The sequence below is a fragment of the Enterococcus sp. 9D6_DIV0238 genome (assembly GCF_002174455.2).
GTDB classification, from domain to species: domain Bacteria; phylum Bacillota; class Bacilli; order Lactobacillales; family Enterococcaceae; genus Enterococcus_L; species Enterococcus_L dunnyi.
Window position 1 is genome coordinate 2134538 of record NZ_CP147246.1, and the last position, 24331, is coordinate 2158868.

A 24331-nucleotide genomic window follows, 5' to 3' on the forward strand; every position below is an offset into this window, starting at 1 on the left:
GAGAATGAACAAATTGATTATTTTACTCAGCTCTTTGATTTTGCTGATCAGCATAGCCGTAGTACCTTCGACTGTTTATGGAACAGAAGGAGCTGGCGGACAAGTAACTACGGGGGGAAAGATCTCGTTTTATGAAGATTCTCTCGAACCAAGTGAAAATTTACCAGAAGTAGGGTCATCCACTGAACAAGAGTCTGAGGTCGTCGTAAAACCAGTTGGCAAGCTTCCAAGTACAGGGGAACTTATCCGTAACTTTAGTTTTGTCGGAATAGGTCTGCTCGTGCTCTTCCTTCTTTTACTCTTAGTAAGCAAACGAGTAAAGGAGGAGAAATAGATGAAGAAACAGAAATTTAAAATCATTACCAGCATGATCATTATGTTGACAAGCTTAACGTTTTTTAGTTCATCTGCTCAAGCGACAAATAGTTCTATCACACAACCAGGGACAGTAACTGTTGAAGGCAGTGCAATATCAAATCCGATAGACCCGGAAAATCCTGAAGAAGTCGTTGATCCTGGTGAAGGGCCGTCCACAGAAGGGCCTCTACGTATTGATTATGTGTCGTCGCTTGATTTTGGCAAAGCTAAAATTTCAGGTACAAACCGCACCTATCATGCATTAGCACAACAATTTCGAAGTGAGACTGGTCCGAGAGGCAGCTATATCCAAATCACTGATCAGCGTGCCAATTCAACTGGCTGGACCTTACAAGTCAAACAGAATCATCAGTTTAGAAATACAGTGATTCAAAATGCCAATGAGCAAGAGTTGAATGGCGCCGTTTTATCTCTAGATAAAGGCTGGGCAAATAGTAGTGGAACAAGTGAATCCCCTACGGTTACCCGGGAAACGATTGCTTTAAACTCAATCGGCACAGCCTATGACTTAGCAACAGCTTCCCCAGGCAGTGGCCGTGGTGTCTGGACGATTGCGTTTGGCGCTTCTGAAACAAATAGCAACAATATGGAGACAACATTACTTCCAGTGGTAGATTCATCGGGCAATGCGCTGATCGATGATTTTTCTGGAAAGCCGGCTTATAGCAATTCTGCTGTTCGATTGGCTATTCCGAATGCAACAAAAATCTACCCAGTACAATATGCAACAGAACTGACTTGGATTTTAGCCGAGTTACCTTAACCATGTGATACTTCTGGATTCGTCCAGGTTATCAAATAAATTATATAGAAACATACAGGAGGAAATACAAATGAAATTAACAACACTATCATCAGCAGCGATCGTAGCTGCACTAACACTAGGTGCTTTAGCGCCGACAGCAGCAATGGCAGCTCCAACAGAATTAGAATCAACTGGAACTGTAAAAGTTGAAGAAGGTGGCGACGAAGAAAGCCCAGGCGTTGTCGATCCAGAAAATCCAGATGTGGTTTTACCACCTGTTAATCCAGAACCAGGCGAAACTGTAAACCCAGATTTAGGACCATTGATGATTGAAAGAACTTCTAACTTAGACTTTGGCACAATCAAAACTTCAGCAAACGAAGTAACAGCTTATGCAACAGCAGCAAGCTTCGGTGAAGGCCCAGAAGCAGCAACACGTGGTGCTTATGTACAATGGCGTGATATCCGTGCTGGGGGAACATTTGGCTACACTGTAACTGCTGAAATGACACAACAATTTACGGGGGCTAGCTCAAACGCATTAAGCGGTTCTACTATTGATTTCAGTAATGGATTTGTAGCAGCGCAAGGCGATAACACAAATGCAATTCCTTCAAATCTAACACCAGCTTTCCAATTGACTGAAAATGGTGGCGCTCAAACAATTGTGACTGCAAATCAAGCAGCACAAGAAGGAAAAGGACGTTATATCATGGCTTTTGGTAACAGTACAGATGCTACAGAAGGAAACTCTGTTAAATTAACTGTTCCAGCAGCAACAGCATCAAACATGGCTGTTGACACATATACAGCTAAAGTGACTTGGAAAGTCGTAGCTGCTCAATAATATCAGCTTTTCCTAAAGAGGCTGAGACAAAAGCGTTTAGCTCCGAGAAATAAGAAGAAATTCACGAAAATTGCTTTTCAAATTTTTGTGAATTTCAGCTTATTCCCGAAGCCTTCAACTCTTAGTGCTTTAGCACTTAGAATTTGATGTGATCGAAGCGTAGCGTAGTAGCTGCTTTTTTCTCACCGTTTATTCGGGCTTATGATTCGAATCAATAGTAATATACATAGAAAAAATAAAAAGACATGAGGTTATAGAGATGAAAAAAAGAGTAAGAGTAATAGGAATTGTTTTATTGATCATGTTGACGTTTTTGCCGAGTGTTCTTTTTAGTCGTTCGGTTTATGCAGATGACAGTAGTGAAGCGGCAGACGATGTTGCCGGTGCTACAGGTTTTACCTATAGCCTTAACTTTCCAGAAAATCAAATGGAAGACAATATTGGTTATTACAAATTAAAGATGAATAAAGGACAGGAACAAACGATTACGCTCACCTTATCGAATCCTAGTGCTGAAAAAATTACGGTCAATATTGGCTTGAATGGCGCTGTTACTAATCAAAATGGTGTGATCGAATATGGTGATTCGGAAATAGAAAATGACGCTTCTTTACAGTTTGATTTTGAAGATATTGTTTCAGGTCCAGAAACAGTTGACTTAGCAGCTGGTGAAACAAAAACAGTTGAAATCAAGATCAAGATGCCTGAAACAGGAACAAAAGGAGTGATTGCTGGAGGAATCCAGCTGATGAAAGCTGACCAGGATGGAAATGTGTCTAATGAAGGCGGTTCTCGAATTATTAATCAATACGCCTATATCATTGGTCTTTTACTTCAAGAATCGGATCAGGACCTGACGCCAGACTTGAAGCTGAATAAAGTATTTGCCGGACAAAATAATTACCGAAATGCGATTTTCGTGGATTTTTCGAATGTGATCCCAGCATTCTTAAATGATATGACAGTAGAGACACAAATCAATGCAAAGGGGAATGAAGCTGTTTTATATGAACGTAAACAAACCGCAATGCGCATGGCGCCAAATTCCTTTATCCAATTTCCTATCAGTATGAACGGGGAAAGAATGGTTTCAGGTACTTATGTGGCCAATATTTTAGTAACCTCTGGTGATCAAAAGTGGGCGTGGAAAGAAGAGTTCGAAATCACACAGGAAGACGCAGATAAATTTAATGAACGGGATGTCGGTTTAGTACAGGAAAAAGGCTTTAACTGGCAGTTGATCGTAATGATCGTTGGTGCTGTTTTAGCATTAGGTGGAGTAGTTTACGGATTGATCGTATTTCTACGTAAAAAACAGCAAAAGAAAGAACAAGCAGAAAAACTAGCACGAAAAAAGAAAAAAGCGAACGGAACCAAGAGTAAAAAGCGACCGCTAGATGAATAGGGGCTGAGGCAAATGTCTATTTTGGAAACTATATTTATAGGAGGAGTTGCAGCAGCAATCTTGGCACTTATCGGCAGCCTCCTCTTCTTGCTTCAGTACTTTACACAGAAGAAAAAAATTGCCAAACTACCAAAGAAAAAATTTAAGAGCAAAAAGAAAAATAAAAAAATTGCGGGACAAAGAAAACTCCTTCAAAAAAAGAAAAAACGCAGTTTGAAACTAATGATTTTTTTAATGATCATAAGTGTGGCGTTTGCAGGTGCTTCGGGCTATCTTTCTTACTATCAATCGATGAATCTAACCGCAGATGACTCTGATTCTGTTGTCAAAGGCTATTATTTGCTTCGAGACTTTGAAGAGCAGCTGATTTTAGCAAGGGATCAAGGCGATGAAGAAGAAAAGCTACAGCAAAATATCCGTTACCTTGCTACAGCCATGGCTAGTTATGGAACGAAAAAAGCTAGTACGGTCAATTCTCAAGAAGGTCAGCTTGTGTTGAATCGTTATTATAATGCCACAAAACAATTAGGGATGAATGCAAGTACACAGACGAAGAATTTTTATAACAATCCTACATTAGTCGAAGAATTTTTGAAGGATATTGCCAAAGCACAAGAATATGAGCAGGCTGCATTTGCCTATTACAAGGTCAACGAAGACGCATTTTCAGAAGAAAAATGATTTGAGTTGTTTGCGATGAAAAAAAGAATGAATCAAGAAAAGAAACAAAGAAAAACGTCTGATACACATCAACATAACAAGAAAAAGCAAGTCTCTAAGTCCTTAAATCAACGAAAAAGGAAGACGAAAGGATCCATTCGAAGGAAGAATGGAAAGAAAAAGAAGACGGTACTTCGGGACATTATTCTCACTACCGTTTTTACGATCTTTTTATCGCTGGCGATCGGTTCCATCTTCTTTAAAGTGACGACTGTTCAGGGACATAGTATGATTCCCAATTTAAGAGATGGAGATATATTGCTTATCAAAAAAAGAACGGACTTGAGGCGTTTCGATCTAGTTACTTTTATGAATGAAAAAAATAATGTTCAGGCTCGGCGACTTATCGGACTACCAGGTGAAAAAATTGTTTATAAAGAGGACACGTTATATGTTGATGATCAGCCTGTTGACGAAAAATTCATAGTAGATGAAGTCAATGAAAGTCAACGCAATGGTAAAAATTTCACTGAAGATTTTACGAGTGAGGATCTGACTTCGACAAAAACAATTCCAGAAGGTTACTACTTAGTACTTGGAGACAATCGACCGTATGCTGCGGATAGTCGAGTATACGGATTGATCTCGGCTGAAAATATGATTGGAAAAGTAGATTTTCATTGGAGCTTGAGTAACGTCAAGAGGTAAGAAATCGAAAGTGAAAAACAGATACAAGAGAATACATACGGAAAGTTAAGATGAAGTTTTTAGGTTTAGTCTCAAATGAAATAAACATAATTGAATAACAAGGAAAGTCACTTGAAAAAAAGAGCGGGCAACTATTCTATTATTTTTTATTACCTACAATATTTCTTTTATTTCCTAAATTAAAATGAATAGGAGCTCGATCCATTGAATGAAAAATTAGTAAAGAAAATCAACAATAGAGAAGCTAAAATTGGTGTAATTGGGTTAGGCTATGTCGGATTGCCGTTAGCAATGGAGTTTGTATCCGCAGGTTTTGAGGTTATCGGAATCGACACCAATGAAAAGATAGTCCAGAGCTTGAATGATGGATACTCCCACATTCTAGACATAAATGAAGAGGTAGTGGCGTCTGCAGTAGAAGAAGGGAAATTTGTTGCGACAACAGAGTTTGAACATATTTGTAAGTTGGATGCATTGAGTGTTTGTGTGCCGACTCCTTTGAATCAAAATCAAGAGCCGGATATTAGTTTTTTAGAATTTACAGCGAACAAAATTGAGAAGTATATGGAGTCTGAGTTGTTGATTTCTGTTGAGAGTACTACATATCCAGGTTCTACAAGAGAATTGTTCTATGAGAAATTTGAGCAAGGGGATAAGGAAATTGGGAAAGACTATTACTTATGTTTTTCACCAGAGAGAGTCGATCCAGGGAATGCTAAATTTCAAACTAAGAACATCCCTAAAGTGTTAGGTGGGATAACTGCTGAAAGCTCAGAACTTGGAAAAATTCTTTATGGCTCAATCATAGAAGAAGTCATCATAGTTAGCTCCCCGGAAACAGCGGAGATGAGTAAGCTGCTTGAAAACACCTTTAGAAGTATCAATATTGCCTTCATTAATGAAATGGCTATGATGTGTGAGCGGATGGGTATCGATATTTGGGAATCCATCGATGCAGCAGCAACTAAGCCGTTTGGATTTATGCCTTTTTATCCAGGCGCTGGCGTTGGAGGGCACTGTATTCCGTTAGATCCTATGTATCTTTATTGGAAAGGAAAACAAAATAAATTTTTCAACAAGTTTATTGAACTTTCTCAGGATATTAATATGAACATGCCTTTCAATGTACTAACTAAAATCCAAGAGAGCTTAAACGGACAAGGAAAATCGATCAAAAATGCTCGGATATTGATAGTAGGTCTATCTTACAAACCAAATGTTGGTGATATTCGAGAATCTCCATCACTAGACATCTACGAAAAATTGAAGCAAAAACATGCGAAAATAGATATTCTTGATCCATTTGTTCCTTCATTTAGAGATTCACAGGGAGAAATAATTTCGGTAATGCAAGAAAATAACTGTATGTATTCGATCTATGATTGTGTCGTTATTTTGACAAAACATGATTCGATCGACTATCAATTATTGTTGAGCGAAAGTAAAGCGATCGTCGATATGAGTCGAACGTATACGATAAATGAAGAAAAAGTATTTAGGATAGGTGGCGGGTCATCTAACCATCATCTACGTAGAAAACTTAGGATCAAGGAGAGCAAAATTAGTGGAATTTAAGAAGAAACGTAGAGAGCATATCATACTGTCGTGTATTACTTTTCTGTTTTGCGCCTTATTGATAGGATTGATTGGTTTTTGGAGAACAGGTCATATTTCGAGTGCATTTAGTATATATGGTTGGTTTATGATCACATATTTAGTTATCAAGACAGGCTTATCGATGTTTTATCGGGTAGATACCAGCACACCACCGGACTTAGAAGTGACCGTAGTCATTCCAGTCTATAATGAATCAAAATCAGCGCTTTTAAAGTTATTAGAGGGCCTATCGAAACAAACCTATCCGATCAAAGAAGTATTTATTGTTGATGATGGTAGTCAACGATATATATTGGATACTGTTTTAGAAGAAATTCACCATTTACTTCCTTTAGATTTTGTTCAAAAAGTTTTTGTCGGACAATTGCCTCATAACCAAGGGAAGAGATTTGCGCAAGCATATGCGTTTGAGCGTAGCACTGGAGACATTTTTTTCACGATGGATTCAGATGGAGAAATTTTTCCTTCGACGTTATATGAGTTGATGCGTCCGTTTAAGGATACAAACGTTCAAGCTGTGACAGGACATATCAACGCTAGAAACCGAAAGAATTCATTATTATCGTATCTATTGGATATGAGGTATGATAATGCCTTTCGTGTAGAACGAGCGTCACAATCTGTCACAGGAAATATTTTGGTCTGCTCTGGTCCGATCAGTTGTTACCGACGCACTGTTGTGATGAACAATTTGGATCGCTATTTGAATCAAACCGTATTTGGCTCACTTGCCCATGTAGGAGACGATCGGTGTCTCACAAATTACGCGAATGAACGTGGAAAAACAGTTTATCAGGAGTCAGCTAAATGTATCACTGACGTTCCAGAAAAAATTAGTGTGTTTTTAAAACAACAAACAAGATGGAGTAAATCGTTCTTTAGAGAAAGCTTTCTGTCTATGAAATTGTTGAGAAAACGTCCGATGGTTTTTGTTTGGTCAATAACCGAAATTTTCCTCTGGATCGTATTTTTAGGTGCTATTTCATATAATATCATTTGGCATTTCGGTAATTTAACATTGAAAGACTGGCTGTTCTTTTTACTGTTGGCTTGTCTTTCTGCATATGCTCGGAATGTTCATTACATGTTCAAACACCCATTGTGCTACTTATTAGCACCGTTATATGGTATTTTTCACTTTTTTACTATCCATCTAGTTCGCTTTTATGCGTTATTGACTTTAAAAGATAATAGATGGGGCACTAGAACGAGTCAAATTGAAGTAGATAAGAAGCGTTTGTGATGTAGTAAATAGTGGGAGTTTTATTTGGAAATATGAGTGAAAAAGTAACTATTTATACTCAGTCTTGTGTAAATCTGAAATCATTTTGATGGTATAGGGGAACAATAGGGTGGTTCAAAAAAATAGTTACATAAATGATAGGGAAAGGATGTACAAATGGATCTTTTAAAAAAGTCAAAAATGGTTGCTATACTGGCTGTCTTAATTTTGATCGGAACAACGATCTTTATATTTTCCAAAGTAGCGTTCATTTTTAGACCATTAGAGGCGATCGTATCAAGTATTTTACTACCTATTTTGATTTCAGTGTTTATCTTTTATATATTCTTACCTATTTTTAAGCAGCTGGAACGAATAACTAAACGAAGAAATCTATCCGTCTTTTTGATCGTTTTATTGATTTTATCGGTAGTTTTCCTAGGGATCCAAGTTGTTATGCCTATGATCATTACAGAAATTGGTAAATTTGTAGCTCAAATTCCGACGATTATTTATTCGATCAGTCAGCTGGTTGAAAGCTCTGTATTGGAAGAAAAAGTGGCTCCTTTGCTGGAATCTTTGGACTTAAATCAAATGGGGAGAGTCATTATTCAAGTGATTTCTGGTGCGAGATCGAGTTTGAGCGGTATCGTAGAGGTCATTTCTCATTCCGCCATCATTATTTTTACAATCCCGTTATTACTAGTTTATATGTTTAAAGATGGTGAAAAAATTCCAAGTAAGCTGCAGGAAATAACACCTGAAGACTATCAGCAGTTGGTCAAGGATTGGTGTCGGGATTTTCATAACGCTGCTTCTACTTATATCAGTGGAAAAATGATGGTATGTGCGTACGTAGGCGTCAGCAGCTATCTGGTATTTAAAATACTTGGGTTGCCCAATGCTCTTTTGTTAGGATTGATTTGCGGATTGATGGATATCGTTCCTTATTTTGGCCCATTTATCGGTGTTATCCCAGCACTGTTATATGCGTTGAGTCAGGATTTGAAAACGGCCATATTGTTGATCCTATTTATAACAGCTATTCAATTCGGTGAATCTTATTTGGTATCACCGATCGTAATGAACAAAGTAAGTAAGATCCACCCAATTATTGCTGTATTTCTATTGTTGATTGCAGGAAATCTTTTAGGCTTCTTAGGAATGATTGTCGCGCTTCCGATGTATACGATCATTCGTGGAATGGTAAGGACCTTTATCGACTTTCGAAAAAAATGCAAAAGGCGAGTTGATTCAGGCGTTTACGCTTCTGAAAAGATTAAAAATTAGAGGCACTTAAAAAGTAGTTTAGAACAAGCTTGAACACTAAATTAAATGAGATAGGTCATTAAAGGAGGTGTTGGTAAAGAATTTGGTTTAAATGATCAAAAGTATAAATAAGCCGAAAATGACAAGTAGAAATGCGTAACCTATATGAAAGGACGAAAATAATGAATAAAAAAATAATCATTTCCATGGCCTTGATGTTATTGACACTAGGTGCTTGTGCGAACAACAACAAAACAGAGACTGGGACAAGTAATTTGGAAACAAAAAATGAGACGAGTACTGCAGTGGGTAGTCGATTGGAAACGATCAAAATCAGTTTGCCGGATGCAATCGCAGCGTTTGAAGAAATCTATCCAAGTGCAGCCATCACTTCAATTGATTTAGAAGATTCTCTTGGATCATATTCTTATAAAATACAAGGGATTGAGGGAACGAAAGAATTTGATATTCGAGTGGATGCAGATTCAGGCGAAGTAACAAAAGAGCGTGAAGAAACGGTTGATCGTGACGATCAAGGAGAAGATAATGCTTTGGATCTGAAAGATCTCATTTCATTGGAAGAAGCGACTGAAATAGCTGAAGGAACAGTGAAAGATGGGGAAGCGATCGAGTGGTCATTGGAGAAAGAATTAGCAACGACTTACTGGGAAGTGACTGTAAAAAAAGGTCTATTGTCAGAAAATACGGTGAAGATCAATGCTCAAACTGGTGATGTTTTAGAACAAGAGCAAGATTGAGATAACTGTCGATCAGGTTCGACTTTTGGGGAAGTTATTGAAGAATCTGCCAGTTATCTATCGTTTATTACGTTAAAGAGTGCGAAACAAAACTGATTATTAGTTTTGTCCCGCACTCTTTAACTATTTTACTAAGACGTAAAGCTGGTTATCTTTTTCGTAAATATCATAATAGTAGTCAGAAGATTTCAACTCACTATGTTCTTTATCAAAGGTAGTAAAATCAAACGATTCGATCATTATATCCATGCCTGTATAGGTTTTGAATACTACCTGATTAGGAAAGAAGATGGCTGAATTGGGTGGAACCATTTCTTGTAAAATAGGATAATTCTGTTTCGTGTTGTTAAAAACGGGTGAGTCTTTAAACAACATTGTTGCATACACTTGTTTCGTATCTGCTGTAACTAGATTTTTTAAAGATATCGCCAGCATCATACTTTGACGTACAAAGGCGTCTTTTTGGTAGTGTAACGCCGAAGCATAAACAAATGGAAAGGATAGTAAATAATAGCAGAATAAGCTGATCGTTCCTTTTATTGCCATATTTTTCCATTGTGGAGACAGTTTATGATCTAAAAGCAGAATCAAAGTAATTGCTGTGAAAACACTAAAGCCGTAAGCATATCGAGGTGCAGCAAGTGCTAATTTTTCTGGGAAAATCAAAAATACACCGTAACTTAAAATGGCTCCCAAGACCAGATAAAGACCGATAAACAGAAGACTTAACGACCGCTCTTTAGCCTGAACAAAGCTCACTACAATGAATAGTACAATCAAAAGAACGAATAAAATCACCCAAACTTTTGTACTTTGATCGATGATGCTGTGCAGATACATGGATATGTTAGCAACCAAAGTTTTGGGGATATCTTTGAAAGCAGCAATCGCAACGTTACCTCCGCGGTTTGCCAAATCAGGGTTGAATTTTGTTTCGATCAAATACGCGATCATAGCAACGACGTAAGCTCCTGCTGATAAGAGGCTCTTCTTTAGCACTGGACTTATTTTTCCGCCAGCCAATAATATTTTTAAGGAAAGTGCTAAGACCATAACAATATAGATACCTGAAGAAGCTTGATACGTGTTGCACATCATGAAAATACTGAAAGCTGATAGAATAAAAAAGATCCGTGCCTTACTTTCCCACCAAAGGAACGGCAGGACAGAAAATAGAATACTCAATGCCATATAAGGGCTATCGAATCTAAAACTGATGCTTTGCAAAAACCAAGGATTCAATCCAATCAACGTAGAAACGATCAAAGAGAGAGCACTTAATTTTTTATTATTCAAGGTGTAAACGACGATAACACTGGCGACTGTTAATATGAATCCAGTCAAAATGTGCGTGAAAAGCCCCATATCTGTTAAATGACGACTTCCCTGCACGAACCAAGAAGCTAGTTCACTGCCCCATCTTGAATAGGTGCTGGCGAAATCTGTGTTGCCAACGCGCTGACGAACGGTGTCATCCATATATGGGAAATTGACGATTCCAATTGCCACTGTCACTGCTTGATAGATAATCACTGTCATAAGCAGGAGTGCTTTGTTTTTCTTGCACCAGTCAGTTAGTGCAGAGAATGATTCTGACATACCTAAAAACCCTCTTTCATTCCTATTGCTATACTCGTTAGAATTAAGTATAACTGAACGAAAGAGGATTTAAAATAGAATAAAATGATTAGAATATAAATAAAGAGACCAAAACACAACTAAAAATCAGTTTTGTTTCGGTCTTTAAATCTGAATAAACGGCGAGAAAAAAGCAGCACCTTCGGAAATAAGCCGAAATTCACAAAAATTTGAAAAACAATTTTCGTGAATTCCTTCTTATTTCTCGGAGCTAATCACTTTTGTCTCAGCCTCCTTTATGAATATCAGAATTATTTTGTAAACAGCACGTTCTGAACAAATGCTTCTAATTCTTCTCTTCGTTCAATATTGTGGTTACATTTGTCACTGTCATAACAGATATAGTTTCCACGTTTCGTGTACATGCCATCACCAGACTCTTTTACTTTAGACATGAAAAGTGAAACTTCAGATGTTTCATGGCAGATCGGGCAGATGCCCTTTTGGACAGTCGGTGAAATACTTCCTTGGACGCCTACGAATTTTCCGTCGATCGAAGCAACAATAAATTTTTGCTGCTTGCCACTGTCATTCCAGCTATAAAAAGTATAGTCTCTAAGATCTAATTCATCCCATTCAGGGATTTTTAATTTCTTTGTTTTTTTGAATAGCTTTGTCAATTGCTGTTTTGATGGTGGTGAAAACGGCAGAACAGCTTCTTTAAGACCTTCTAAAAATTGATCAAGTTTTGGCTTTGAAGTTGCAGCGTCTAAAAAACCATCCAGCAGTGGTTGAAATTCTTCCTGGTCTTCCCCAAATTGTTCATTGATTTTTTCAAGAACGATCGCTTGGAGTGTTTTTACTGTATTTTTATCATTTACAGATAAATGAGCCTGCAGTAAAATATTCGCTTGTTTTCTTATAAAATTAAATTGATATGGTTGTATTTTTTTAGTCATAATGGATTTCCTCTCTATCAGTCAAGTGATAAAGTACTTTGTGTCAAAGGAGATCCTTAAACCAACCAAAGTACTTTATATGCAGCAACAAGACTGGGCTTTTGATTGAGATACGCGTGTTTGAATTAGTATCATATTATCACCCCCTTAAAATAAAAGCGGAACAAATCGCTTAATCCTGTAGAAAATTAGAAAATTGACATTGAGACGTTTTCTGTCTCACTGATAATTTATCTATTTTCCTAAGGATTGATTTGAGTAGCTGGATAGCAATAAAAGCGGAACAAGCCGTTTAGCCTTGACAGAAAAATAGGAAAAATAAAATATGGCGTTATTTGTCATAATTTATTTTTATCTTTTTTCCGAGAGGCTGGCTTGAGCAACTGGATTATCCAGCTTAGTTTTTCGCTGTGATTCTCAGCAAAAACGGAACAAGCTATTCAGCAGTTTTTACAAATTTTAACCTATTATAACGCACTTTCGCCTAATTGGTATAGTAAAAAACAAATTGGTTCAGTTGAAAAAGAACGAGGAGTAAGCTAAACTAAAACATGATTCGAATGAAGATTGAAGTAATGAAATGAACATAAAACAACTTTTAGGAGTGAAGCAATTGGAAAACAGATATGTCATCATCCTCGCTGCCGGTAAGGGAACGCGTATGAAATCAAAACTATACAAAGTATTACATCCTGTCGCAGGTAAGCCAATGGTGGAACACATTATGGATCAAGTAGAAAAAACGAATCCAAGTGAAGTCGTAACGATCGTTGGACATGGGGCTGAAGCAATCAAAAGCCATTTAGGTGAGCGTAGCCAATATGCTTTACAAGAAGAACAATTAGGGACAGGACATGCTGTATTACAAGCTGAGTCACTTTTAGCAGGAAAAACTGGGACAACGTTAGTCATTACAGGGGATACACCACTCTTGACCGCTGAAACATTGACGAATCTTTTTGACTATCATCAAGGAAAAAATGCCAGCGCAACGATTTTAACTGCTCATGCAGAAGACCCAACAGGCTATGGACGTATTATTCGTGATCATGTTGGGATCGTTGAAAAAATCGTCGAGCAAAAAGACGCTACAGAACAAGAAGCGCGTGTTCAGGAAATCAATACAGGGACGTTTTGTTTTGACAATGAAGCGCTGTTCAATGCTCTATCTAAAATCAATACGAACAATGCGCAAGGGGAATACTATTTAACAGATATTATTGAAATTCTGAAAAAAGAAGGTAAAGCGATCGCGGCTTATCAAATGTCTGACTTTGAAGAAGCGATGGGAATCAATGACCGCGTGGCTTTAGCTTTGGCTAATAAAATCATGTACCAACGCTTGAATAAGATGCATATGATGAATGGAGTGACATTTGTCGATCCTGATACAACGTATATCGATGAAGGTGCTGTGATCGGCTCTGATACGGTGATAGAAGCTGGTGTTCATGTAAAAGGAAAAACAGTCATTGGTGAGGATTGCTTCATTGGGGCACATTCTCAGATCGTTGATAGTATCATTGAAGACAATGTTAAGATCACTCAATCAGTTGTTGAAGAAAGTATTGTACGTAAAAATGCAGATGTCGGTCCATTTGCTCATCTTCGTCCGAAAGCTGAGATCGGTGAACATGTTCATGTCGGCAATTTTGTAGAAGTGAAAAATGCAACGATTGCAGAGCATACCAAAGTGGGGCATTTGACCTACGTAGGTGATGCAGATTTAGGGAAAGATATCAACGTGGGCTGTGGTGTTGTCTTTGTGAATTACGATGGGAAAAATAAACATCGCACTACGGTTGGCGATCATGCCTTTATCGGCTCGGCAACGAACTTGATCGCACCTGTTCAAATTGAGGCAAACACAGTGATCGCAGCAGGTTCGACGATTACAGAAGATGTAAAGGAATACGATTTAGCCATTGCTAGAGCGAGACAAGAAAATAAAGCAGGGTATGCGAAAAAGCTTCCTTATATGAATGAATAAAAAAAGAGAAGTGCTGTATAATAACAGCACTTCTCTTTTTTTTAACTTGCTTTACGTTTTCGGTTATATTCATAAACACCATATCCAGAAAGTCCGATGAGTATCACACCTAAACTTCCATAAGCTGCCACTTTTTCACCCATTTTTGGATAGTCAGCAGTTTTCTTGTCAGGTGTTTTTTCTTTATCCGGAGTTTTTTCTTTTTCTGGATCTTTTGGATTTGGATTAGGAATCGGTTTTGGTTTGGGCTCAGGTTTTGGTTCAGGAGTTGGTTCTGGTTTGAACTTCTCGTTGAAATCAGCTTCTGAAATCGAAACGATTCGTTCACCTGGGAAAGCTTCCTTATATTGAGCAAGATCGATATTTGTCGCAGCGTTAAATAACCGCAAGTTGGATGCTTGTTTTAAATAATCGATCAAAACAGTATCTAACGAAGGTCCTTCTTCACGTTCGCCACCAAGCATATCATAGCCATCTCCACCGGCTGCTAAAAAGTCGTTGGTTGCCATGTAATAGGTTGCTCCTTCATCTATAGGTGCGAATTCTCCTGTTTTTCGGTCTTGTACTTCCACACGAAGGACACGCTCTCCTACGATAGTCTTATCAGTGCCATTTCCTTCATCTGCTGGCAACAATGAACCTTTTTTAGTTGAATCATAATATACACGGATCGTACTTGAAACATGTAGGAAGCCGCCGTTTGCTCCTAGTTTTGGCTGATTGTATTCATCAAGAATGATCGTTCCATTCTCATCTTTTTGCGCCATAGAACGAAGAGACAACTCAAACATATCCTTCACCTGTGCGCCAGTTACTTTTATTTGAGAAATGCTATTTCCAAATGGCAATACAGCGATCACGTCACCTAATGTTACTTTTCCTGGTTCGATATTAGCACGAATACCACCGCCATTCGTTACTGCAAAATCAGTTTGATGGTTAAAGCCTTCCTGACCATAATCAAGCATAGCATCACCGATCAAGTTTCCTAAATTGGTTTCTCTAGTTCGTACATTATCACGTTCACCATTAAACTGATAAGGATTATTTTCAATAACGACTTTAGCGCCCCATTCTTCAAAGTTCGCTTTAGCTTCATCAACTAATGCTTTGACTGCAGGATTTTCCGGCAACTCTGCTAAAGTTTCTGCAGCGGTCAAAGAAGCTGTCTTTTTACTATGATCAACTAAGTCGACATCTACTAGCCCAACATTGTTTAAATAGTTTCCAGTTTGAGTATAAATCACATTACCGAAGCGTTTACCACCATCGACTGCAGTATGAGAGTGACCGTCTAAAACCGTGATGTTCAAATCAGTAAACTCTTTACTTAGACTTTCAGCCAAAGTATCTCCGCGCCATTCATGCGGTGTTGTTTCATCTATGCCTAAATGACCGATCACGACATAAGCATCGATCGTTTTTCCAGATTCGTTGATTTCTTTGATCGCTTTTTTTGTTTCTACGATCGGATCAGCAAATGTTACACCCACAACATTATTAGGATGTGTTTTAGTTGCTGTTTCTGGAGTAGTAACACCGATGACAGCGTAGTTTTTACCGTTCTTTTCAATAATTTTGTACGGGTCAAAGGCTAGTTTACCATCTTTGAATGTATTATTGGAAAGGATCGGAAAGTCTAAGACATCTTTGTAGGCCATTGCTGTGTCAAAACCGAAATCAAACTCATGATTTCCGACAGCCATCGCATCGTAGCCGACTTCATTCATGACTTTAGCCATGTCCATGCCTTTTGAGAAATTAGAGATCGGCAATCCTTGGAACACATCACCGACATCCAAAAGCAAATCAGGCTGAATCTGTTCTTTGTATGTTTTCAAACGAGCCATACCTAAAACATCTTTACCATTGCCTTCTAAACGACCATGGACATCATTGGTATGCATGATCGTGATCGAAGTTGGTTCATAACCAGCGTTTACTACATCTTGCTTCGTGATCGGTTTGACATTTGGTGTGCGTCCATCGGCAGCAGGTTCAGTGTGCAAAATACCATCGTTGACTAATTGAACAGCAAGGTCGCGCCACTTTTTGTCAAAGTTGTATCCGATGATTTCCCAGTTTTTTTCGATTTCTTCTTCTGGATCAAGTGTTTGCTTTTCTCGAATATACTCAGCGATCAACCCTCGTAATGTTTCTGGGTCTGTCGATACGAGAGGTTCTTCTGTTATCAAGCCTTGTGCCAGCAGACCCTCATAGCGGTAATTATTCATTGCCATTGTGTATTTTGCATTTGGATCGATCGGCTGACCATCGATCGTTGGATCTATGATTCTTTCACCGCTTGGTTTGGAAATATCGATTTTATACGAAACACCAGAGATGATGTCATAATTGTAGACACGAATATTTGAGTTGAAACTGATCGTCAAATCATCCGGTCCAGGAGTATTGTAGTAATCTGCTTGTTTCTCCATGAATGTTAGCAGATTTGCTCCAGTGATATTCGCGCTGACCAATGTATTCGGATATTTATAAATATCAAAAATATTTGAATAAGAAATATCGCCAGCGTTTAGCTTACTGTCAGCTTTGAACAATGCAGAAGCAGCTAATTGTGCACCTGTGGCTTTTCGTTGAACGTTGTTGATCAACGAAATCATTGCTGTTGGGCGTAATTGAGCTTCTGGGATTCCCGTGACTTCTTCCGGCGGTAAAAAGTCAGCTGTAGCTGTTCCGATTTTTTCAGAAATAAATGCTCTTGTAGTTTCGTGGTATTCTTTTGTTTGTTCTTTGAGCGTTTCATCTGCAGCGACTGTTTTTGTATCGACGATTGCAGCAGTACTATTGGCAACGTGCCATTTGTCTTCTGTTTTTGTTAGGTCAAGGTCGATTCGAACAAGTTCAGTTCCTGTATCTTTGGGTCCGCCGACAGGAACTAGGCTATTTGGTCCTTGGATTTTTTCTGCGAATGAGCGATGATCATGCCCTAAAATATACGCATCGATTCCAGCAACATTATTGATTACCTGATCAGCAGCAGCTGTCGGGTCGGAATTTTCACGACCTGCGTGGATCGATGCAATAATGACATCGGTGTCATCCTGTAATTCAGCAACGGCTTTCTCCGCCTCATCTTTTAGAGGATTGAAATAAAGACTATCGACTTTAGCACCGTCCCACAAAGGAATTTGCGGGGTGGTCAAACCGATGATGCCGACAGTTAAATCTTTCGTACCATCGCCATCTAAATCAATATCTTTTTTCATGGTTCCGCCGACAAAGCGGTTATTCGTCTCTTTAACATACGTATTGGCAGACAAAATAGGGAAATTTGCTTCGTTATTCAGTTTCTTGATCAAATCTAACCCAAAATTGAATTCGTGGTTCCCCAAAACCATTGCATCATAATTCATGTAGTTCATTGCTTTGATCATTGGATTTGGCTGATCGATCAGTGGTGCTTTGTTATACAGATCATCAGTTAAGATCGTTCCCTGATTGATATCCCCATTATCGATCAGAATCGTGCCGTTAGGATTTTCTGAGCGGACATTGGCTACGACTGAACTGACTTGAGAAAGACCAACAGGTGTTTGCTTGTCATCTTCATATGACCAGTTCCATAATTGCCCATGGACATCCGAAGTTCCCAAAATAGTTAATCGTTGTAAAGTTTCAGCAACATCTGCTGTTTGTTGCTCTGCAAGTGGTTCGCTTTGAGTAGCGTTTGATACAGTAGGATTTTCAGTTGTTGCAGTTTCTGTCGTCCCTGTATCATTAGTTAAAGTGTTTTCAATTGCCAGTACGGTTGGAGCACTCGTACTTACAAGCAATGCGGAAACCATTAATACCTGTAACCCTAGATGAACTTTCTTCAAAACAGACTTCTTCACAAAATTCCTCCTTAAATTTAAAGCGGAACAAATCGTTTGATCCTATAGAAAAGTAGAAAATGAGAATTGAGACGCCTTCAGTCTCACTGAACATTTGTCTGTTTTCATAAGGATTGATTTGTACAGCTAGATAATGACAAATGGTCGATACTTTCAAATAAATATCTTGTACTGTTCATCATCAGTTAAATTCTTCTCACTGTGATTCTCAGCAAAAATATAAATAATAAAAAACACCCCATAAATATAATGCGCTTTCATTTTTGGAACTCATCTAAATAGTAATATATATTTTAAGTGCTGTCATTAGAAAATCCTATAAAAGTTCAAAAGAAAATGGCAAATTTAACATATTTATATTTTGGGTATTTTTTTCTAACGACTTAAGTTCTGCTTTTATTAGAAAATCTTCTTAATTTTGAGGAATCCTTTAAAATCACTTGATTTATTTCAGAAAAGTGACTACTATTTATAAGGAAACTATTGTTCAGTAAAAGAAAGCGGAGGTCCCCATGTCAAAACATTATTTTGATCCAAGATTGAAAATCTTCTCTCTTAACTCGAATCGTCCTTTAGCAGAAAAAATTGCAGAAGCTGTTGGTGTCGAATTAGGAAAATGTTCTGTAAATCAATTCAGCGATGGTGAAATTCAAGTGAATATCGAAGAAAGTATTCGTGGTTCACATGTCTACATCATCCAATCAACAAGTAGTCCTGTCAATGATAACCTAATGGAATTATTGATCATGATCGATGCATTGAAACGCGCAAGTGCAAAAACAATCAACGTGGTTATGCCGTATTATGGCTACGCACGTCAAGACCGTAAAGCTCGTGCTCGTGAACCGATCACAGCTAAACTTGTTGCAAACATGCTTGAAAAAGCTGGAGCAACAAGAATGTTGACACTAGATTTACATGCGGTTCAAATCCAAGGATTTTTCGATATCCCAGTGGATCATTTAATGGGTGCGCCATTAATTGCAGATTACTTCTTAGAACGTGACATCAAAGGCGATGATGTGGTTGTCGTTTCACCTGACCATGGTGGTGTGACTCGTGCCCGTAAGTTAGCTGAGTACTTGAAATCACCGATCGCGATCATTGATAAACGCCGCCCGAAAGCAAATGTTGCTGAGGTGATGAATATTATTGGACACGTTGAAGGGAAAACATGTGTCTTGATCGATGACATGATCGATACAGCTGGTACTATCTCACTAGCAGCGAACGCATTGAAAGAAGCAGGAGCGAAGGAAGTGTATGCGTCTTGTACACACCCAGTATTATCTGGTCCTGCCTTACAGCGTATCGAAGATTCTGCTATTGAACGTTTAGTGGTAACAGATTCTATTTACTTATCAGATGACCGTAAAATCGAGAAAATCGATGAAGTCAGCGTTGGTGAATTGATTGGTGATGCAATCAAACGTATTCATGAAAATAAACCAGTAAGTCCATTGTTTGAAACGAAACATCGCTAAGAGTTATTATATAAAGTGAATGTGTAAATAAGTAAATATGCCTCGCGTACTATTTAGTATGCGGGGCATATTTAGCTTAAAATTAAAAATAGCACAAGTTAAAAATTCTCCATATGTTATTATTTTCAATCTAAATAGAATGTTATTTTGATAATTGGTATTGCTGGGAAGAAATGTTGATGATAAAATAATTAAATATATATCTATTTGGAGGAGAAGTTATGAAAAAAAAGAAATATTTGTTTTTAGGATTAGCACTTCTATCAGTGTTATCGATTTTAGGAATCAAAACTTATGCAAATGAAGCTAATAAACCGACAAAAACAAATGAGGTAATCAATTACCATTACGTAGCAGAATTAGGAAATGAAAAACTGGAGGCGACTGATTTTCAAGCGCCAAAACAATTCACGGTCAATCATTATGTCAATTTTAATGGAGAAAGCTATGTTTTGTTTATGCAGGAACAATATTTCAACATCAATGTTGGGTTCAACTTTTATCCATCTGATCATTACTATCCATTTGAAAAGTTTACTGAGGTTATGGAAGAGCCAAGAAATGATTTATCCTCGGATGATCCTTTTGTTGTAGATGAAAACTATTCGGGAGCTACTACTGTTAATTATTATTACACTGCTGAATTAGCTGGAAATGTGATAAACACAGAACCAAGACAATTGAGTGTCAATCACTATGTAAATTCTAATGGAGATGACAATCTTCTATTTATGCAAGAAACATATTTTAATACAGATGCTAACTTCATATTCTATCCATCTGATCATTACTATCCATTTGGAAAATTTACTGAAGAAATGATGGAGCCACAAAATGACTTACTTTCAGATGATGCTTTTTGGGTCAGAGAGAAATAAAAGCCGTTTTGTATTAGCCATGATTGATTTCAAAATAAATATCATTAGTGGGAAGATCAATATCAGATCAAATACTATAAAACCTAGAGGATCATCCTCTAGGTTTTATTTTTTTATGAAATCAGGAAGCTTTTATAAATATTACTTATTTATAATGGTGAATACAGTGGCTAAATTATTTTTTCTCTAAATCAGCTGTCTGTTCCGCATACAATTTTCCATCATACATTTTAAAGAAGGGGTAATAGCAAATAATCGACACGGCTAGGTTAATAAACCCAATTAGCACCGCACGAAAATCGCCGCCAGTTCCCAAGAATGCCCCGATCCCCACAGGCGAGATCCAAGGAATCCCAGTAATGACTTTATTGACCAATCCCCAAGAAGTGGCAAAATAAGCGATCGTAACATTGATCAAAGGTGTCACTATAAATGGAATGATCAAGTAAGGATTATAGACGATCGGTGCCCCAAAAATCACTGGTTCATTGATATTGAACAGGCCAGGTAAAACAGCCGCTTTGCCTAAAACCTTCAGTTGATCTGATTTTGCCGCAAAAATCATCAACAAAACTAATCCTAAGGTACTTCCAGCGCCGCCAATAAAAATATACATATTCACGAAATCACCAGCGAAAATATTAGATCCGCCATCGATATTTTCCGTTAAAGCAACAAGTAAAATCGGATTGATGAAGCTGTTTTTAATGACAGCCGTCCCATGAACGCCGACTGCCCATAATAAATGGATCAATAACATGATCACGATGATCCCCAGCCAAGAACCAGTCAACTCTTTTACGAATTCAAAGGGTTTTGAAAGTAATCCATGCAAATCAGTGTGGAAAACAGCTAGAATCGTATTGATAAACAACATGACAAAAGCAATGAAAATAGCTGGAATCAGTGATGCAAAAGCTTTACTGACACCATCTGGAACGCCTTCCGGCATCCGAATCGTGATATTTTTCTTTACACATAAGCGGTAAATTTGAGTAGCGATGACAGCAGTGATGATCCCGATGAAAATGCCGACTCCGCCAAAACGAGTGACCCAGCCGCCAAGTGCGATCCCGTTGTACGTAATGGCCGTTTCACTTTGATTTTGTATGAGCTGTGCGCTGCCATCGACGATATCTGTTTGAACGATCGTCATCAAGAATGCGAACAACCCTAGAATTGCGCCGACAAAACTGCTCAAACCATCATTTTCTTCCTTGCGATAAATGTCTGTTAAATAATAGGCAGTGGCCAAACAATAAAAAATAGCGATCGAACCAATCGACATGGTTGTTGCCACGCTGTAAATCGGTGCGAATTTCAGGATCGTGTTCTCAAAAAATGGCGCTAATGGCGGAATGATCTGAGGTAAATTATTAATGATCAAGAAGATCGATCCGACAATTGTAAATGGCACTGTAATGATCCCGGCTTGCATGATTGCTCGAATAAAGCGCAGATTTGCAACTTTATTCAACGGCGGCATTAGTTTAGTCTCCAAGAAGGTAAATACTTTATTCATTTTTTTCTCCTTTCCTTATGAGGGCAGTTGGTTTGTCTCGATCAACGTTTGATACCAGTAGAAACTGTCTTTTTTGTAGCGAGTCATTTCTTTTGCATCATGTTCTGTACGATCGACATAAATAAAGCCGTATCGTTTGCTGATTCCTTCATGTACGCTCACCAAATCGATCGCTGACCAAGGGCTATAGCCAATCAGCTCTACACCAGCTTCGATCGCTGAGCCGCATTGTTCGATATGTTGCTGTAAGTAGTTGATTCGGTAGGCATCGTGGATTTTACCGTCTTCTGTAAGTTCATCTTTGGCGCCTAAGCCGTTTTCAGTAATGATGATGGGTAAATGATAGCGGTCATACAATGTCTGTAAAGTTGTCTTCAACCCGTCCGGATCGATCGTCCAGTTGAACTCATTTTTCTTCAAATAAGGATTAGTAAAGCCTTTATAAAAGCCCCACTCCATGATATCTTCACTTTGCTGATCGCTGATGCCGTTAGCCATGCCATCTCTTTCTGTTGGTTTTTCTACGGTAACTGTCGTATAAAAGTTCATCGCCACAAAATCTGGGAAGTGATTTTCCATCAATTCTTGATCTTCAGGTGCAAAAGAAATCGATACATCATTACGGTTCAGATAATCTTTGAATACGGCATTGTAGCGGCCGAAGCAAGAAAAATCGAGATACGCCCAATTTCTGACGCTGTTAAAATAAAGTGCTGCTTGGTTGTCCATTGGCTTACTAGTTGCTGGATAAACAAGTGAGATGTTCGGTACTGGTCCGATTTTCCCATCTTCGATCAGCTCGTGGCAACGTTTGAATGCATATTTTTCTGCAATCATCAAATGGTGAAACTGCTGATATTTTTCTTGTAGAGGAATCTCTTTCCCTAAGATTTTTTTATCGACTAGCAGCATGATGTTCGGCTCGTTGATCGTCAGCCAGTGTTTTGCTCGATCACCATAAGCTTCAAAAACTGTTTCTGCGTAATGGACGAATGCATCGACGGTACTTCTAACGCTCCAGCCGCCTTCATCCTCTAACGCTTGGGGCAAATCAAAATGGTTCAAGGTAATGTAAGGCTGGATCCCGTATTTTAGTAACTCATCGATCACATCGTTATAATGCTGCAATCCTAAATCATTGACCTCGCCTCGACCTTCAGGAAAAATTCGTGTCCAGGCAATTGAAAAACGAAAAACTTTGATGCCCATTTCGGCTAATAAACGAATATCTTCTTTAAAATGATGATAATGGTCAACTGCGACCGTAAAATCAGCAATATCATGATTATCTCTTTGGCGTGTGTCTTGCACGCTTAGGCCTTTGCCGTCGCTTTTATAGGCACCTTCTGTTTGATGGGCGGAAATCGATGCGCCCCATAGGAAATTTTTAGGAAATGTAGTCATAAGTGTCTCCAATCTATTATTTTTGTAAAGCGTTTTCTTTGAACTTAGAATAAGCGATTGGTCCAGGGAATTCAATGCAATCAAAAGAACTGTTCATGAAAGTATTTTTATGAACAGTTCGAGAGTTTCAAAAGGAATCTAATGTCATAAGAAAACAAGCTTCTTTAGTATACCTTTTTTATTCAGTTAAGACGTCAATGGCGATCGAGTGTGTCATGTAGTTGTTTAATATAGCCTCTGGAATCGATGCATCCGTGTAAAGATGACTAAATAGAAAGGTTCGATCGATCATAAACGATCCGACGGTTTCGAGATTGCCAGCAGGAGTATAAACGATTTTAGGTCCGTTCGTATGCTGGAGCATTGTGCGATAAACAAATGATTCATTCAATGTATTTGTCGTGACCTCATGAGTATTGAAACCAGCTGCTTCAATGATACAAAGATCTGCTTCGACTTTCGTGAATGCGTAGGTAGCAAAATCGCCTACAAGTGCATGGGTATTTTTTTCTAATTCACCCCCACAAATGGAAATCAGGGCTCTTTTATTTGGATGAGAGATAGAAATCGCCGATGCATCGTTTGTTAGAATAAGGATGTCGAAATAAGATAGCGCATGGATGATCTCGGTGGAAAATAGTCCAGCACCAACAAAAAGCTGTAGCCGATCAGTTAAAAATGGTGATAATTTATCGATGAACGCAGTGACTGGAAAATGACTTTTTTCAAGTGTGTGGTCGATTTTTTGTTGCGATACAGGAACCAATTTCACCCCGCCATAAAAACGTTCGATCATTTTTTTCTTTTCCAAAAAGAGCAGGTCTCTTCTGATCGTAACCGTTGAAACATTAAAATATTCAGCTAATTCAATGACTGAAGCTTGTTCTTTTTGCTGTAAATAATCGATCAATTGCTCCCGCCTTCTGAAAATATCTCCTTGACTGATTTTCATGACTTCCTCCTTATACGTATGATTATTTTGTTAAAGTACTCTTAGTATAGACAATATAGTAAAAAAAGGACAACTTGTTTCCCCTTCCGTTTGATGAT

Annotated in this window: 19 protein-coding genes; 13 read left to right on the plus strand and 6 right to left on the minus strand. The window is 38.2% G+C overall.

The genetic code is table 11. The features are described 5' to 3' along the window. The first annotated feature begins 4 nt into the window (after positions 1 to 4). The 10 genes from A5889_RS09935 (at position 5) to A5889_RS09980 (ending at position 9609) form a co-directional block, all read left to right on the plus strand. Positions 5 to 334, plus strand: coding sequence for an LPXTG cell wall anchor domain-containing protein (locus A5889_RS09935; RefSeq protein ID WP_176372875.1), 330 nt, complete (start codon positions 5 to 7; stop codon positions 332 to 334). Beyond that, on the plus strand, positions 335 to 1141 hold the full coding sequence (locus A5889_RS09940) for a WxL domain-containing protein (RefSeq protein WP_242585399.1): 807 nt from the start codon (positions 335 to 337) through the stop codon (positions 1139 to 1141). 70 nt (positions 1142 to 1211) lie between these two features. Then, on the plus strand, positions 1212 to 1970 hold the full coding sequence (locus A5889_RS09945; protein ID WP_087641744.1) for a WxL domain-containing protein: 759 nt from the start codon (positions 1212 to 1214) through the stop codon (positions 1968 to 1970). A gap of 259 nt (positions 1971 to 2229) precedes the next feature. Continuing rightward, a complete protein-coding gene (locus tag A5889_RS09950; RefSeq protein ID WP_087641745.1) occupies positions 2230 to 3375 on the plus strand; it encodes a DUF916 and DUF3324 domain-containing protein in 1146 nt (381 codons plus the stop codon). Positions 3376 to 3387: 12 nt separating this feature from the next. Then, a complete protein-coding gene (locus A5889_RS09955) occupies positions 3388 to 4056 on the plus strand; it encodes a hypothetical protein (protein WP_087641746.1) in 669 nt (222 codons plus the stop codon). 15 nt (positions 4057 to 4071) lie between these two features. Then, a complete protein-coding gene (gene lepB, locus A5889_RS09960) occupies positions 4072 to 4743 on the plus strand; it encodes a signal peptidase I (protein ID WP_087641747.1) in 672 nt (223 codons plus the stop codon). Positions 4744 to 4947: 204 nt separating this feature from the next. Beyond that, a complete protein-coding gene (locus A5889_RS09965; RefSeq protein ID WP_207114595.1) occupies positions 4948 to 6318 on the plus strand; it encodes a nucleotide sugar dehydrogenase in 1371 nt (456 codons plus the stop codon). Continuing rightward, the gene (locus A5889_RS09970) at positions 6308 to 7603 is read left to right on the plus strand and encodes a glycosyltransferase family 2 protein (protein WP_087641748.1); all 1296 of its coding nucleotides are present in this window, start codon (positions 6308 to 6310) and stop codon (positions 7601 to 7603) included. Before A5889_RS09965 ends, A5889_RS09970 begins: the two co-directional genes overlap by 11 nt. A gap of 156 nt (positions 7604 to 7759) precedes the next feature. After that, positions 7760 to 8872: an AI-2E family transporter gene (locus A5889_RS09975; RefSeq protein WP_087641749.1), complete on the plus strand. Its 1113-nt coding sequence runs from the start codon at positions 7760 to 7762 to the stop codon at positions 8870 to 8872. A gap of 161 nt (positions 8873 to 9033) precedes the next feature. Further along, positions 9034 to 9609, plus strand: coding sequence for a PepSY domain-containing protein (locus A5889_RS09980; RefSeq protein ID WP_176372876.1), 576 nt, complete (start codon positions 9034 to 9036; stop codon positions 9607 to 9609). Positions 9610 to 9732: 123 nt separating this feature from the next. Here the strand turns inward: A5889_RS09980 and A5889_RS09985 are convergent, their stop codons facing one another. Both A5889_RS09985 and A5889_RS09990 read right to left on the minus strand, forming a co-directional pair. Beyond that, the gene (locus tag A5889_RS09985; RefSeq protein WP_087641751.1) at positions 9733 to 11208 is read right to left on the minus strand and encodes a glucosyltransferase domain-containing protein; all 1476 of its coding nucleotides are present in this window, start codon (positions 11206 to 11208) and stop codon (positions 9733 to 9735) included. 290 nt (positions 11209 to 11498) lie between these two features. Next, positions 11499 to 12146, minus strand: coding sequence for a FusB/FusC family EF-G-binding protein (locus A5889_RS09990; protein ID WP_087641752.1), 648 nt, complete (start codon positions 12144 to 12146; stop codon positions 11499 to 11501). A gap of 613 nt (positions 12147 to 12759) precedes the next feature. Here A5889_RS09990 and glmU point away from each other — a divergent pair. Then, the gene (glmU, locus tag A5889_RS09995) at positions 12760 to 14136 is read left to right on the plus strand and encodes a bifunctional UDP-N-acetylglucosamine diphosphorylase/glucosamine-1-phosphate N-acetyltransferase GlmU (RefSeq protein WP_087641753.1); all 1377 of its coding nucleotides are present in this window, start codon (positions 12760 to 12762) and stop codon (positions 14134 to 14136) included. Positions 14137 to 14177: 41 nt separating this feature from the next. Here the strand turns inward: glmU and A5889_RS10000 are convergent, their stop codons facing one another. After that, the gene (locus tag A5889_RS10000) at positions 14178 to 17993 is read right to left on the minus strand and encodes a 5'-nucleotidase C-terminal domain-containing protein (RefSeq protein ID WP_087641754.1); all 3816 of its coding nucleotides are present in this window, start codon (positions 17991 to 17993) and stop codon (positions 14178 to 14180) included. A 512-nt stretch (positions 17994 to 18505) separates the two neighbouring features. Between A5889_RS10000 and A5889_RS10005 the strand changes: the two genes are divergently transcribed. Together A5889_RS10005 and A5889_RS10010 are read left to right on the plus strand one after the other, a co-directional pair. Continuing rightward, complete coding sequence (locus A5889_RS10005; protein WP_087641755.1) at positions 18506 to 19477, plus strand: ribose-phosphate diphosphokinase; 972 nt, start codon at positions 18506 to 18508, stop codon at positions 19475 to 19477. Positions 19478 to 19698: 221 nt separating this feature from the next. Continuing rightward, positions 19699 to 20355 (plus strand): hypothetical protein, encoded by a 657-nt coding sequence (locus A5889_RS10010; RefSeq protein WP_087641756.1) that lies wholly within the window; start codon positions 19699 to 19701, stop codon positions 20353 to 20355. A 175-nt stretch (positions 20356 to 20530) separates the two neighbouring features. On the opposite strand, the gene celB is transcribed toward A5889_RS10010, so the two are convergent. From celB to A5889_RS10025, 3 genes are all read right to left on the minus strand, one after another. After that, complete coding sequence (celB, locus tag A5889_RS10015) at positions 20531 to 21877, minus strand: PTS cellobiose transporter subunit IIC (RefSeq protein ID WP_087641757.1); 1347 nt, start codon at positions 21875 to 21877, stop codon at positions 20531 to 20533. Positions 21878 to 21892: 15 nt separating this feature from the next. Further along, a complete protein-coding gene (locus A5889_RS10020) occupies positions 21893 to 23281 on the minus strand; it encodes a glycoside hydrolase family 1 protein (protein WP_087641758.1) in 1389 nt (462 codons plus the stop codon). Positions 23282 to 23459: 178 nt separating this feature from the next. Next, the gene (locus A5889_RS10025) at positions 23460 to 24233 is read right to left on the minus strand and encodes a DeoR family transcriptional regulator (RefSeq protein ID WP_087641759.1); all 774 of its coding nucleotides are present in this window, start codon (positions 24231 to 24233) and stop codon (positions 23460 to 23462) included. Positions 24234 to 24331: the final 98 nt, after the last annotated feature.